General features: G+C 73.3%; 12 protein-coding genes and 1 pseudogene. 7 read left to right on the forward strand and 6 right to left on the reverse strand.

Annotated features, from left to right (window positions below; translation table 11 throughout):
• Positions 1-3 precede the first annotated feature (3 nt).
• Complete coding sequence (locus tag ACZ5SK_RS00355; RefSeq protein ID WP_468574996.1) at positions 4-732, reverse strand: ZIP family metal transporter; 729 nt, start codon at positions 730-732, stop codon at positions 4-6.
• Between the two features lie 100 nt (positions 733-832).
• Between ACZ5SK_RS00355 and cobM the strand changes: the two genes are divergently transcribed.
• From cobM to cobC, 6 genes are read left to right on the forward strand one after another with little or no spacing between them, the layout of a single operon-like run.
• The gene (cobM, locus tag ACZ5SK_RS00360) at positions 833-1,651 is read left to right on the forward strand and encodes a precorrin-4 C(11)-methyltransferase (RefSeq protein ID WP_468574998.1); all 819 of its coding nucleotides are present in this window, start codon (positions 833-835) and stop codon (positions 1,649-1,651) included.
• Positions 1,648-2,937, forward strand: coding sequence for a precorrin-6y C5,15-methyltransferase (decarboxylating) subunit CbiE (gene cbiE, locus ACZ5SK_RS00365; protein WP_468574999.1), 1,290 nt, complete (start codon positions 1,648-1,650; stop codon positions 2,935-2,937). Before cobM ends, cbiE begins: the two co-directional genes overlap by 4 nt.
• The gene (cobJ, locus tag ACZ5SK_RS00370; RefSeq protein ID WP_468575001.1) at positions 2,934-4,667 is read left to right on the forward strand and encodes a precorrin-3B C(17)-methyltransferase; all 1,734 of its coding nucleotides are present in this window, start codon (positions 2,934-2,936) and stop codon (positions 4,665-4,667) included. The genes cbiE and cobJ overlap by 4 nt, the downstream gene beginning before the upstream one ends.
• Positions 4,664-5,311, forward strand: a complete 648-nt coding sequence (locus ACZ5SK_RS00375; RefSeq protein WP_334583613.1) for a precorrin-8X methylmutase — start codon at positions 4,664-4,666, stop codon at positions 5,309-5,311. The genes cobJ and ACZ5SK_RS00375 overlap by 4 nt, the downstream gene beginning before the upstream one ends.
• On the forward strand, positions 5,308-6,246 hold the full coding sequence (locus tag ACZ5SK_RS00380; RefSeq protein ID WP_334583614.1) for a sirohydrochlorin chelatase: 939 nt from the start codon (positions 5,308-5,310) through the stop codon (positions 6,244-6,246). The genes ACZ5SK_RS00375 and ACZ5SK_RS00380 overlap by 4 nt, the downstream gene beginning before the upstream one ends.
• Entirely contained in the window at positions 6,236-7,303 is a 1,068-nt protein-coding gene (gene cobC, locus ACZ5SK_RS00385) for an Rv2231c family pyridoxal phosphate-dependent protein CobC (protein ID WP_457493583.1), read from the forward strand. Before ACZ5SK_RS00380 ends, cobC begins: the two co-directional genes overlap by 11 nt.
• 60 nt (positions 7,304-7,363) lie before the next feature.
• On the opposite strand, the gene ACZ5SK_RS00390 is transcribed toward cobC, so the two are convergent.
• The 5 genes and pseudogenes from ACZ5SK_RS00390 to ACZ5SK_RS00410 all read right to left on the reverse strand — a co-directional run bounded on the left by ACZ5SK_RS00390 (position 7,364) and on the right by ACZ5SK_RS00410 (position 12,140).
• Positions 7,364-8,347 carry an SCO1860 family LAETG-anchored protein gene (locus ACZ5SK_RS00390; protein WP_468575003.1) on the reverse strand — a complete coding sequence of 328 codons (984 nt, stop codon included), beginning with the start codon at positions 8,345-8,347 and terminating at the stop codon, positions 7,364-7,366.
• 161 nt (positions 8,348-8,508) lie between these two features.
• Positions 8,509-9,606 (reverse strand): amidohydrolase family protein, encoded by a 1,098-nt coding sequence (locus tag ACZ5SK_RS00395; protein ID WP_468415134.1) that lies wholly within the window; start codon positions 9,604-9,606, stop codon positions 8,509-8,511.
• An 18-nt stretch (positions 9,607-9,624) separates the two neighbouring features.
• Entirely contained in the window at positions 9,625-10,419 is a 795-nt protein-coding gene (locus ACZ5SK_RS00400; RefSeq protein ID WP_334583618.1) for an amino acid ABC transporter ATP-binding protein, read from the reverse strand.
• Positions 10,416-11,249, reverse strand: coding sequence for an amino acid ABC transporter permease (locus ACZ5SK_RS00405; RefSeq protein WP_334583619.1), 834 nt, complete (start codon positions 11,247-11,249; stop codon positions 10,416-10,418). The genes ACZ5SK_RS00400 and ACZ5SK_RS00405 overlap by 4 nt, the downstream gene beginning before the upstream one ends.
• 3 nt (positions 11,250-11,252) lie before the next feature.
• Positions 11,253-12,140, reverse strand: a pseudogene (locus ACZ5SK_RS00410) (transporter substrate-binding domain-containing protein).
• Between the two features lie 153 nt (positions 12,141-12,293).
• On the opposite strand from ACZ5SK_RS00410, the gene ACZ5SK_RS00415 reads away from it, so the two are divergent.
• Positions 12,294-13,415 (forward strand): pyridoxal-phosphate-dependent aminotransferase family protein, encoded by a 1,122-nt coding sequence (locus tag ACZ5SK_RS00415; protein ID WP_361700366.1) that lies wholly within the window; start codon positions 12,294-12,296, stop codon positions 13,413-13,415.
• Positions 13,416-13,424: the final 9 nt, after the last annotated feature.

The following is a 13,424-nucleotide window of genomic DNA, read 5'->3' on the forward strand; positions in this document are numbered from 1 at the left end:
GGGTCAGCTCGCGAGGCCCACCACCAGCCAGATGAAGGCCGCGCCGGCGATCGTGCACAGCACGGTCGAGCGGGCGGGGTGTTCGTGGTGGGCCTCGGGCAGGATCTCGGCGGCCGCCAGGTAGAGCAGCGCGCCGCCGAAGAAGCCGAGATAGCCGCCGAGCAGTTGCTCCGGGATGGTGACGAAGGACGTCGAGGCCGCGCCCGCCACCGGTGCCGCCGCGTCCGCGAACAGCATGAACAGGGCCCTGCGGCGGGCGTTCCCGTACAGGCTGGTGATCGTGTACGTGTTGAAGCCGTCGGCGAAGTCGTGGGCGATCACCGCCAGCGCCACGGCGGCGCCCATGCCGCCGCCGACCTGGAAGGCCGCGCCGATCGCCACGCCGTCCATGGCGCTGTGGCCGACCATCGCCGCGGCCGCCGTCAGACCGACCTCGGGGGCTCTGCCGTTGTGCTCCTCGGCGCCGTGCGCGGCCTGGCGCACCGCGAGCAGGCGCTCCACCAGATGGGCCAGCAGGAAGCCCGCCACGAACAGCAGGAGTGCGGCGGGGACGCCGAAGACCTCCGTGCCGGCCGCCTCCAGGGCCTCCGGCAGCAGGTCCAGACCGACCACGCCCAGCATCAGGCCGCCGGCCAGGCCCAGCACCAGGTGACGGCGGTCGGTCACGCGTTGCGCCGTCCAGCCGCCGGCCAGCGTCATGAGGAACGCGCCGAGCGCGACGAAGACCGCCATACGCCCTTGGTATCCGATCGACCCCCGGCCGCGCACATCCGGCCACTGCCCTGACCTCCGTCACGCCCCGTTACGACCCGCTTTGAGAGGAATCGAACCCATGGCCGATGCCCCCACCGGCAAGGTGACCTTCGTCGGTGCCGGCCCCGGCGCCGCCGATCTGCTGACGTTTCGTGCCGCACGCGCCATCGCCGAGGCCGACGTCGTGATCTGGGCCGCGAGCCTGGTCCAGGCGGAGGTTCTCGAGCACGCGCGCGAGGGTGCGGAGATCCTCGACTCGGCGACGATGTCCCTGGAGGACGTGGTCGCCGTCTACGAGCGGGCCCGGGCCGAGGGTCTGCGCGTGGCCCGTATCCACTCCGGCGATCCCGCCCTGTGGGGCGGTACGCAGGAGCAGCTCGACCGGTGCGACGAGATCGGCATCGACACCGAGATCGTGCCCGGCGTCTCCTCCTTCTCCGCCGTCGCCGCGCTCGCCCGGCGCGAGCTGACGATCCCCGAGGTCGCGCAGTCCGTGGTGCTGACCCGGCTCGGCGGCGGCAAGACGCCGATGCCGCCCGGCGAGGAGGTGCGCGAGTTCGCCAAGCACGGCACGACGATGGCGATCTTCCTGTCGGCGGCCCGCAGCGGGCAGCTGGTGCGGGAGCTGCTGGAGGGCGGCTATCCGACGGGCACCCCGGTCGTCATCGCCCACCAGGCGACCTGGCCGGAGGAGCTGGTCGTGAAGTGCACGATCGAGACGCTGGAGGAGACGGTCAAGGAGCACAAGCTCTGGAAGCACACCCTGTTCCTGGTCGGCCCGGCCCTCGACGCGCACGGCACCCGCTCGCACCTGTACCACCCGGGGCATTTCCACGGCTACCGCAAGGCCGACCCGGAGGCCCGCCGGGCCCTGCGCGAGCGGGGTGCCCGTACATGAGTCCCTCGAGTCGCCTGATCACGGTGATCGGTACCGGGACGGGCCAGGGGACGGGGACGGGTGCGCCGGTCGCCTCCGACGTGGTGTCCGGCGCCGAGCTCGTCGTCGGCGGGCGGCGGCACCTCGACGCCGTGCCGCTGCCCGCGACCGCCGACCGGATCGTCCTCGGACCACTCGCGCCGGCCCTGGACGCCATCGAGGAGTACGTCGGCAAGGACCGGCGGGTGGTCGTGCTGGCCTCCGGCGATCCCGGGTTCTTCGGGATCGTGCGGGCGCTGGCCGAGCGGTTCGGGCCGGACCGGCTGGACGTGCGGCCCGGGGTGTCCTCGGTCGCCGCGGCCTTCGCCCGCCTCGGGCTGACCTGGGACGACGCCGTCGTCGTCAGCGCGCACGGGCGGGATCCGCGGACGGCCGTCAACGCCTGCCGGGCACATCCGAAGGTCGCCGTGCTCACCGGGCCCGGCGCCGGACCCGCCGAGCTGGGGGCCGCGCTCGCGCGCAGTGCGCCCGGGCGGGTGCTCGTCGTCGCCTCCGCGCTCGGCGACCCCGGGCACGAGCGCGTGGAGCGGGTCTCCCCCGCCGAGGCCGCGCGACGGGACTGGGGGACGGCGGTCAGCGTCGTCCTGTGTCTGGACGAGACCCGGGTGCTCTCTCCCGTGCGGACGCTCGCGGGCGGCGGGCGTCCGGTGGGATGGGCGCTGGCCGAGGGCGACTTCACGCACCGCGACTCGATGATCACCAAGTTCGAGGTGCGGGCGCTGGCCCTGGCCCGGCTCGGTCCGCGCCCCGGCGACCTGGTCTGGGACGTGGGCTCCGGGTCGGGGTCCGTGGCCGTGGAGTGCGCGCGGCTCGGGGCCGCCGTCAGCGCGGTCGAGAAGGCGGCGGACGGGGTGGAACGCATCCGCGCCAACGCCGGTGCGCACGGCGTCGACGTGCACGTCGTGCACGGCAGCGCGCCCGCCGCGCTGGCCGGACTCGACACCCCCGACGCGGTGTTCGTCGGCGGGGGCGGGCGTGAGCTGCCGGAGATCGTCGGCGTGTGCGCGCGGCGGGCCCGGCGGACCGTGGTCGTCGCGATGGCCGCCCTGGACCGGGTGCCGGCGGTGCGGAGCGCGCTGACGGACGCCGGGTTCGACGTCGACGGGGTGCTGCTGCAGTCCTCGCGGCTGGCGCCGCTGCCGGGGGACGTCACCCGGCTCGCGGCGACCAACCCCGTCTTCCTGCTGTGGGGGACCCGAACCCCCGTCGGCTCAAACACCCTTGATCGAGAAGGAGTTGCTCTGTGATCGGCCTCATTTCCGCCACCGCGGCGGGGGCGGCGGCACGCGACCGGCTGGCCGCGGCGTGGCCGGAGCGCACGCGCGCCTACGACGGACCCGTCGGGGACGCCGTACGGCGGGCGTTCGCGGAGTGCGAGCAGCTCGTGTGCTTCCTGGCGACGGGAGCCGTCGTCCGGCTCGTCGCGCCGCTGCTCGGCGACAAGGCCTTCGACCCGGGTGTGGTGTGCGTCGACGAGGCCGGGCGGTTCGCCGTGTCGCTGGTCGGCGGGCACGGCGGCGGCGCCAATGAACTCGCCCGCGAGGTGGGTGAGTTGCTGGGCGCCGAGCCGGTGGTGACCACGGCCACGGACGCCGTCGGCATCCCCGGCCTGGACATCCTCGGCCTGCCCGTGGAGGGCGATGTGGCCGGCGTGACACGGGCCCTGCTCGACGGGGAGCCGGTCGCGCTGAACGCCGAGGTGGCGTGGCCGCTGCCGCCGCTGCCGTTCGCCGAGCGGGGCACGCGCGCCGTCCGGCTGACGGACCGTGCGCTCGAACCCGCCGACGGCGAGGTGCTGTTGCGTCCGCCGTCCCTCGTCGTAGGCGTCGGCGCCTCCAGGGGCGCGCCGGTCGAGGAGGTGCTCGCGCTGGTCGAGGGCGCGTTGCGGGACGCCGGGCTGTCCCCTCGCAGCGTCGCCGCGCTCGCCACGGTGGACGCCAAGCGCGACGAGCCCGGCATCGTCGGGGCCGCCGCGCGGCTCGGGGCGCCCGTGGTGACGTACTCCGCCGAGGAGTTGGCCGCCGTCGAGGTCCCGAACCCCTCCGACGCGCCGCTTGCCGCCGTCGGCACGCCCTCCGTCGCCGAGGCGGCCGCGCTGGCCGGCGGGGGTGAACTCCTCGTGCCCAAGCGGAAGTCGGAGCGCCCGGACGGCCAGCCCGCGAGGGCGACCTGCGCCGTCGTACGGCGGCCGGGACGCGGGCGGCTCGCGGTGGTGGGGCTCGGTCCCGGTGCGCGGGACCTGCTCACCCCGCGCGCGAAGGCGGAGCTGCGGCGGGCCGCGGTGCTCGTGGGGCTCGACCAGTACGTCGACCAGATCCGCGACCTGCTGCGGCCCGGCACCCGGATCCTCGCGTCGGGGCTCGGCGCCGAGGAGGAGCGGGCCCGCACGGCCGTCGCCGAGGCCCGGCGCGGGCAGGCCGTCGCGCTGATCGGCAGCGGAGACGCCGGCGTGTACGCCATGGCCTCCCCCGCGCTCGCCGAGGCGTCCGACGACATCGACGTGGTCGGGGTGCCCGGTGTGACCGCCGCGCTCGCGGCCGCAGCGATCCTCGGTGCGCCGCTCGGCCACGACCATGTGTCGATCAGCCTGTCCGACCTGCACACTCCGTGGGAGGTCATCGAGCGGCGGGTACGGGCGGCGGCCGAGGCGGACATCGTCGTCACGTTCTACAACCCCCGTTCCCGGGGCCGCGACTGGCAGCTGCCCAAGGCGCTGTCGATCCTCGCCGAGCACCGGGAGCCGACGACGCCGGTGGGCGTCGTCCGCAACGCGTCACGGCCGGACGGCAGCAGCCGGCTGACCACGCTCGCGGAGCTCGACCCGGCGTGGGTGGACATGATGACGGTCGTGACCGTCGGCAACACGGCGACCCGGGACATCGCGGGGCGCATGGTGACGCCGCGCGGCTACCGCTGGCAGGAGAGCCCGCAGCACACGCAGGAGCAGCAGGAGCAGCAGCAGGGGGCGGCACGGTGAATCCCGCGGCCCGGGTGGTCCACCCGATCGAGCAGGAGTCCTACCGGCGGCTGCGCACCCGCCTGGACACCTCGCACCTCCCGCCGCTGACCCGGGCGGTGGTGGAGCGGGTCGTCCACTCCGCCGCCGATCTCGACTACGCGAGCGATCTCGTCATGGACGAGGGTGAGTTGGCGACGGCGCACGCGGCGCTGCACGCCGGGGCGCCCGTCGTCGTGGACGTGGCGATGGTCGCGGCCGGGATCACCCGCCGCGACACCGTCTGCCGGCTCGGGGACGCCGAGTCCGGGCCGGGGCTGACCCGTTCGGCGCACGCGATTCGGCTCGCGTACGAGCAGGTCGGCCCGGGCGCCCTCTGGGTGATCGGCAACGCGCCGACCGCGCTGGAGGAGCTGCTGACCCTGGACGCCGACCCGGTGCTCGTCATCGGCCTGCCCGTCGGCTTCGTCGGCGCGGTCGAGTCCAAGGCCGCGCTCCGCGAGAGCGGGCTGCCCGCGGTCAGCAACGTGTCCGAGAAGGGCGGGTCGGCGGTCGCCTCGGCCGCGCTCAACGCCCTGCTGTACCACCCTGTTTCACAGCCCCTTGCACCACACCTTGCACCCCACGTTCCACCGTCCGTTCCGCAGTCCGAGGAGACATCGTGACCACCGCGCCGCCCGCCCTGCTCATCGCCGGCCATGGCACCCGGGACGATGCCGGAGCCGAGGCGTTCCGCGACTTCGTACGGGAGTTGGGGCGCCGCCACCCCGAACTGCCCGTCGCGGGCGGCTTCATCGAGCTGTCCCCGCCGCCCCTGGGCGACGCGGTCACGGAACTGGTGGAGCGCGGCGTACGCCGATTCGCCGCCGTGCCGCTGATGCTGGTGTCCGCCGGGCACGCCAAGGGCGACATCCCGGCGGCCCTGTCCCGCGAGAAGGAACGCCACCCGGGGATCTCCTACACGTACGGGCGTCCGCTGGGCCCGCACCCGGCGCTGCTGAACGTGCTGGAGCGGCGACTGGAGGAGGCCCTCGGCACCACGGGGCGTACCCCCGAGGACCTGGCCGACGTCACCGTGCTGCTGGTCGGCCGCGGCTCGACGGACCCGGACGCCAACGCCGAGGTGTACAAGGCGGCCCGGCTGCTGTGGGAGGGCCGCGGGTACGCGGGCGTGGAGACGGCGTTCGTGTCGCTGGCCGCGCCGGACGTGCCCAGCGGCCTCGACCGGTGCGTGAAGCTCGGCGCCAGGCGGATCGTCGTCCTGCCGTACTTCCTGTTCACCGGGATCCTGCCGGACCGGGTGCGGCACCAGAGCGAGGGCTGGGCGGCCGCGCACCCCGAGGTCGACGTGCGCGCGGCGGACGTCATCGGCCCCGAGCCGGAGCTGCTCGACCTGGTGATGGAGCGCTACGAGGAGGCCGTCAAGGGCGATCTGCGGATGAACTGCGACTCGTGCGTGTACCGGATCGCGCTGCCGGGGTTCGAGGACAAGGTGGGGCTGCCGCAGCAGCCGCACTTCCACCCGGACGACGACGACCACCACCACGACGGACACGGGCACCCTCATCACGGAGGGCACACGCACTCCCATGCACACTGACGGGCACGGGCACGATCTGCGCCACCACGGGGACGCGGAGGTACGCGACGACGGCTCGGCGCTCGTCGACCTCGCCGTGAACGTCCGCGCGAACACGCCGCCCAGCTGGCTGCGGGAGCGCATCGCCGCGTCCCTGACGGGCCTCGCGGCCTACCCGGACGGGCGGGCCGCCCGGGCGGCGGTCGCGGCCCGGCACGGGCTGCCGGTGGAGCGGGTGCTGCTGACGGCGGGCGCGGCGGAGGCGTTCGTCCTCCTCGCACGGGCCCTGAAGGTCCGTCACGCCGTCGTCGTGCACCCGCAGTTCACGGAGCCGGAGGCGGCGCTGCGGGACGCCGGGCACGGCGTGCACCGGGTGCTGCTGCGTGCTCGGGACGGCTTCCGGCTGGATCCGGCGGCCGTTCCCGAGGATGCCGACCTGGTGGTGATCGGCAATCCGACGAACCCGACGTCGGTGCTGCACCCGGCCGAGACGCTCGCCGGGCTGGCGCGGGCCGGACGGACGCTGGTGGTCGACGAGGCGTTCATGGACGCGGTGCCCGGCGAGCGGGAGGCGCTCGCCGGGCGCACGGACGTGCCCGGCCTGGTGGTGCTGCGCAGTCTGACGAAGACATGGGGGCTGGCCGGGCTCCGGATCGGCTACGTCCTCGCCGCCCCCGAGACGATCGCCGACCTGGAGCGGGCGCAGCCGCTGTGGCCGGTGTCCACGCCGGCGCTGGCGGCGGCGCAGGCGTGCATGGGCGCCCAGGCGCTGGCGGAGGCCGCGCACGCCGCCCATCGCATCGCCGCGGACCGCGCCCATCTCGTCGCCGGGCTCGAGGAGTTCGCCGCCGACGGAGTAAGCGTCGTGGGGCCCGCCCACGGTCCCTTCGTCCTCGTACGAATGCCCCGGGCCGCCGCCGTCCGCGGGCGGCTGCGCACCCTGGGGTTCGCGGTCCGGCGCGGGGACACCTTCCCGGGGCTGGACGCGCAGTGGCTGCGTCTTGCGGTACGGGACCGGGCGACGGTGAACCGTTTCCTCCAGGCACTGGACCAGGCCCTGGCACTGACCCGGGAATGAGGGCGGGGCGCGGACACCCGGGGGACGTCCGGGTCCGTGTCCGTGCCTTCGCCCGTCCGGTCAGCCGCGGCGGCGGGCCAGCGCCACCGCTCCCCCGCCCGCGAGCAGCAGCGCCACGGCGCCGCCCGCGAGGTACGGGATCGTCGAACTGCCCCCGGTCTGCGCAAGGTCCGCCTGTGCGGGCGCGCCCTGCGCCTTCACGTCACCGGCCGGGGCGCGGCTCGACCCGACGGACTGGTCCTGCCCCTGTCCCTCTTGCTGTCCCTGTCCCTGTCCCTGTCCCTCCCCCTGCTCCTGCTCCTGCCCCTGTTGCGGTGCGGCGGGTGTCTCGCAGGTGGCCTCGGCGAGGGTCAGGGTGCCGGTGACGTGGGCGACGTTGAGGTTCAACGGGTTGATGGAGACGGTGAGTTCGAGGGCGGTGGCGGCTGCCGTGCGGGACGTCGTCTCACGCTTGGACAGGTCCAGGCGGACCTCGCCCACGCCCGGCACCTTCACGTCCGTCGTGCCGCCCGTGCTCACCGACACCTTCTTGCCCAGGACCGTCACCGAGCCGAGCAGGTTGGCGGCGGCGACCGGGGCCTTGCCGGCCGCGCAGGTCGCCTTCGAGGTGATGGCGCCGACCTCGATGAGGGAGAGCAGCGGGAGCCCGGGAACGTGCAGCTCGGCGTGGGCGAGGCGGGTGGAGGCCTCGGCCGACGCGCCGTCGACCGTCGCCTTGGCCTCGGCGACGTCCGCGCGCAGAACGCTGAAGGGCTTTGTGCCGTCGACGCCGTTCAACTCGGCGGTGAGCGCGGTCTTCTCGGCGCTCTGCGGGGCCCGCACCTCGTTGAGGGAGACGGCGAGGGGGACGGCGGCGGTCTTGTCGAGCAGGGCCACGTCGAGGCCGGTGCGCAGGACCGCCGCGCTCGCCCGGCCCTGGTCGCCCCTCGCGTGGGCGGGGCCCGCGCCGGTCAGGGCCGCGGGACCTGCGGCCAGGGCCGTGGCCGCCACGACGGTGGCGACGCGACGGGCGCGTGCGGGCATGCGGAAGGTGTTGCCGTTCAAGGGTGGGACCCCCAGAAGAGACGCTTCGGGACCCCGCAAGAATTACGTACGAAGGGTGAACGGTCAGCAGGCTGACGCGAGTTCACTCCAACGTGAGTTTTCCGTGCGCATCTTCGAATCCATCGGCACGTACGTTCTCCACAACCCCCCGCGCACCGCGCTCAGCTCACCACCGTCCCGTTCAGCACCACCCGGCGCGGCGCCGCCAGCACCTGCACGTCCGCGCGCGGGTCCGTGTCGTAGACGACGAGGTCCGCCGGGGCGCCCTCGTCCAGGCCGGGGCGTCCGAGCCACGCGCGTGCGCCCCAGGTCGTCGCCGAGAGCGCCTGGACCGGCGGGATGCCCGCCGTGACCAGTTCGGCGACCTCCGCGGCCACCAGACCGTGCGGCAGGGTGCCGCCGGCGTCCGTGCCGACGAAGACCGGGATGCCGGCGTCGTAGGCGTCGCGCACGGTGTCGTAGCGGCGTTCGTGGAGGCCGCGCAGATGGGCCGCCCAGCGCGGGAACTTGGCCTCGCCACCGGAGGCGAGCTGCGGGAACGTCGCGATGTTCACGAGCGTGGGGACGATCGCCACGCCGCGCTCCACGAACAGCGGGATCAGCTCCTGGGTGAGGCCCGTCGCGTGCTCGATGCAGTCGATGCCCGACTCGACCAGGTCGCGCAGCGAGCTCTCGGCGAAGCAGTGGGCCGTGACCCGCGCGCCCAGCCGATGGGCCTCGGCGATGGCCGCCTCGGCCGCGTCCCGGGGCCAGCTGGGGGCGAGATCGCCCACCTCACGGTCGATCCAGTCGCCGACCAGCTTGACCCAGCCGTCGCCGCGCCGGGCCTCCTGGGCGACGTACGCGACCAGGTCGTCGGGCTCGATCTCGTGGGCGTAGCCGCGGATGTAGCGGCGGGTGCGGGCGATGTGCCGGCCCGCCCGGACGATCTTCGGGAGGTCCTCGCGGTCGTCGACCCAGCGGGTGTCGGAGGGCGAGCCGGCGTCACGGATCAGCAGGGTGCCCGCCTCGCGGTCGGTCAGCGCCTGTTTCTCGGCGACGTCCGGCTCGACCGGCCCGTGCGGGCCCAGGCCCACATGGCAGTGCGCGTCGACGAGGCCGGGCAGCGCCCAGCCCTCGACGGTGCGGATGTCGCGGGCGCCGGCGGGACGGTCGTAGGAGATCCGGCCGCCCACCACCCACACCTCGTCACGGACCTGGTCCTCGTCCCGGCCGACGAGGACTCGGCCCTTCACGTGCAGCACCGCGCGATCGCTCATGTACAGCACCCTAGGGCGCTACTTCTCCGGGCCGCCCACCTGGTCCGAGGTCTCCTCCTCCACCTGCGCCATCGCCGGGTCGAGGAGGCGGGAGAGGAAGTGGCGGGTGCGCTCGTGGCTCGGGTTGCCGATGACGTCGGCCGGGGCGCCGTCCTCGACGATCACACCGCCGTCCATGAAGACGACCCGGTCGGCGACCTCGCGGGCGAAGGTCATCTCGTGGGTCACCACCATCATCGTCATGCCCTCGTTCGCGAGCATGCGCATGACGGCGAGGACGTCCCCCACGAGCTCCGGGTCGAGCGCCGACGTCGGCTCGTCGAACAGCATCACCTCGGGGCCCATGGCGAGGGCGCGGGCGATCGCGACGCGCTGCTGCTGGCCGCCGGAGAGGGAGGCGGGGTAGGCCGTCGCCTTCTCCGACAGCCCCACCCGCTCCAGGTTCTCGGCGGCCACCTTCGCCGCCTCCGCCTTGCCGCGCCGGAGCACGCGGCGCTGCGGCAGCGTGAGGTTCTCGGTCACCGACAGGTGCGGGAAGAGGTTGAACTGCTGGAAGACCATGCCGATACGACGGCGTACGGCGTCGATGTCGACATCGGGGTCGGTGAGCTCGGTGCCGCCGACGAAGACCTGACCCTTGGTCGGCTCCTCCAGCAGGTTCACGCAGCGCAGGAGCGTCGACTTGCCCGAGCCGGACGGGCCGATCACGCAGACGACGTCGCCCTGGCCGATCTCCAAATCGATGCCGCGCAGCACCTCGTTGTCGCCGAAGGACTTGTGCAGCCCGCGTACGTCGATCTCGGTCCGGCTCATTTCACGGCCTCCTGGGCCTTCGCCTCCATACGGCGCACGACGAAGCCGAGCGGGATGGTCACCAGCAGATAGCAGAGGCCGGCGACCAGGATCGGCGTGGAGTTGGCCTTCTCGCTGGCGAGGTCACGGCCGAACTTGGACAGTTCGCGTTCCTCCAGGGTCACCCCGAGGAGCAGGACCAGGGAGGAGTCCTTGAAGAGGATCACGAGCTCGTTGGTGAGCGGCGGCAGGATGATGCGGAACGCCTGCGGGATGATGATGGAGATCATGGCCCGCCCGGGCGAGAAGCCCAGCGACCGGGCCGCCTCCAGCTGCCCCTTGGGCACCGCCTGGATGCCCGCCCGGAAGGTCTCCGCCATGTACGCGGCTCCCACCAGGCCGAGCGCGAGGGCGGCCTTGCCGTAGGTGCCGCCGATGATCTCCGTGCCGGGGAAGGCCAGCGGTACGGCCACGCCGATGAAGACGAAGATCAGCAGGGCGGGCAGCCCACGGAAGATCTCGATGTAGACGCCGGCGACCCACCGGTAGGGGCCGACCGACGACAACCGCATCAGGGCGATGACGAGACCGAGCACGAGCCCGAGCGCGAACCCGGACAGCGTGTACAGCACGGTGTTCTTCAGCGCGAGCGTGATGACGTCGGGGAACATCTCCTTCGCGATGTCCCACTGGGCGAACTGGTTCTTCAGCCGGCCCCAGTCGGCGGTGACCGCGAAGACGATCACCGCCGCGACGAACACCGCGTACTGCACGCCACGCGACAGACTGCGCTTCTGGCGCCGGGTCAGGCCCTTTTTCCTCGGCTGGAGTCGTACGTCCGTATCAGCCATGGGTCAGGAGGCCGAGGCCGAAGGCGAGGCCGGGGCTGCGGTGGACGCGGCGGGGGACGCGGCCGACGCGTCGTAGGGGCCGATCCACTGCTCGTACAGTTTCTTGTAGGTGCCGTCGGCCTTCGCGTCCGCCAGCGCCTTGTTGACGGCGGCCAGCAGCTTGGCGTTGCCCTTCTTCACCGTGAAGCCGTACTGCTCACCGGTGTTGAGGTTGTCGACGACCTTGAAGGCGTCGGCGTTGGCCTTGTCCTTCAGCCAGCCCTACACGACCGGGTAGTCGATGATGACGGCCTTGACCTGGCCGGTGCGCAGACCGTTGAGGACGGCGTCGGAGGACTCGAAGGAGACCGGGTCGAAGCCCTGCTTCTGGGCGTAGTCCTCGCCGGTGGTCTGCGCCTGCGCGCCGAGCTTGAGGCCCTTGGCCTTGACGTCGGCGAGCGAGGTGACGCCCGCGCCCTTGTCGACCAGGACGGCCTGGGTGGCGTCGAAGTAGGGGTCGGAGAAGTCGACGTTCTTCTTGCGCTCCTCGGTGATCGTCATGCCGGCCGCGGCCAGGTCGCACTGGCCGGAGTTCAGGAAGGCGCCGGTCTTGAAGTTCTCGAACGGCGTGTCGACGATCTTCTGCTTCACGCTCAGGTCCTTGGCGACCAGGTCGATCAGGGACACGTCGAAGCCCTGCACCTTGCCGTCGATCTCCGACTGGAAGGGCGGGTAGGGCAGGTGGGTGCAGGTGGTGAGCTGGCCCGCCTTGACGAGCTCGACTCCGCCGGCGGCGGTCTTGGAGCCGCTGCCACCGTCGTCGGTGGAGGTGCAGGCAGCTACGAGCATCAGCCCGGCCGTCGCGGTGACGGCGGCCTGGAGGCGGATCCGGCGCCGGGGGAGGGTGATCACGGCGGGCCTTCCTGTAAGAGAACTATGGGTTCCGATTATAAGGAGAAGTTTGGGTGCCTCAAATCAAACCGATGGTTACAGGGCCGCCCGACCTAAGAACTCGGCAGCGAGGAGGGCGAGTCGGGTGCCGGTTACCCTCGTCACCTCTACCCCGTGAGTGAAGAGAGCACCCCCGTGACCCACCCGTTCCTGGATCTCGCCCCGCTGAGCGCCGCACGCTTCGCCTCGATCGAGGACCGGGTGGCCCGGCTGCTGGACACCCGGCAGGACGTCGTGATCATGCAGGGCGAGGCGCTGCTGCCGCTGGAGGGCGCGATCCGCGCCACGGCCGGCCCGGGCACCACGGCCCTCAACGTGATCACCGGCCCGTATGGGCAGACCTTCGGCGACTGGCTGCGGGACTGCGGCGCGAGGGTGATCGACCTGGCGGTGCCCTTCCACACGGCGGTGACGGCCGCGCAGATCCGGGAGGCGCTCGCCGAGCACCCGGAGATCGACTTCGTCTCCCTGGTGCACGCGGAGGCGGCGACCGGCAACACCAACCCGGTCGCGGAGATCGGCGAGGTGGTGCGGGAGCACGGCGCGCTGTTCTACCTGGACGCGGTCGCCTCGATCGGCGCGGAGCCGGTGCTGCCGGACGCGTGGGGTGTGGACCTGTGCGTGATCGGCGCGCAGAAGGCGATGGGCGGCCCGGCGGGCGTGTCGGCGGTGTCGGTGAGCGAGCGGGCGTGGGCCCGGATGTCCGCGAACCCGAAGGCCCCGCGCCGCTCCTACCTGTCCCTGCTGGACTGGAAGCAGCGCTGGATCGACGGCGGCCGCAAGACCCTGCTGCACGCCCCGGCCCAGCTGGAGATGCTGGCCCTGGAGGCCTGTGTCGAACGGATCGAGACGGAGGGCCTGACGACGGTGATGGCCCGCCACGCCTTCGCCGCGTCGGCCACCCGCGCGGGCGTGCTGGCGCTGGGCGGCGGCCTCGAGCCGTATGTGTACGACGCGACGCAGGCGGCCCCGGTCGCCACGACGCTGCGCGTCCCGCCGGGCGTGGTGGCGTCGGAACTGGTGACCCGGGCCCTGGAGAGCGACCCGGCGCTCCCGCTGGCCGCGGGCGGCGGCGCCCTGGCCAAGGAGATGATCCGGGTCAACCACTACGGGGGCGACGCGACCGTGGACGTGGTGCGGGCGTGCCTGACGGCACTGGGCACCGCGCTGGCGGAGAAGGGGCTGACCGTGGATCCGGCAGGGGCCCGGCGGGGCGCCGAGGCCGCCTGGCGGTAGGCACGGGTC

Source organism: Streptomyces sp. NPDC031474 (assembly GCF_055581185.1).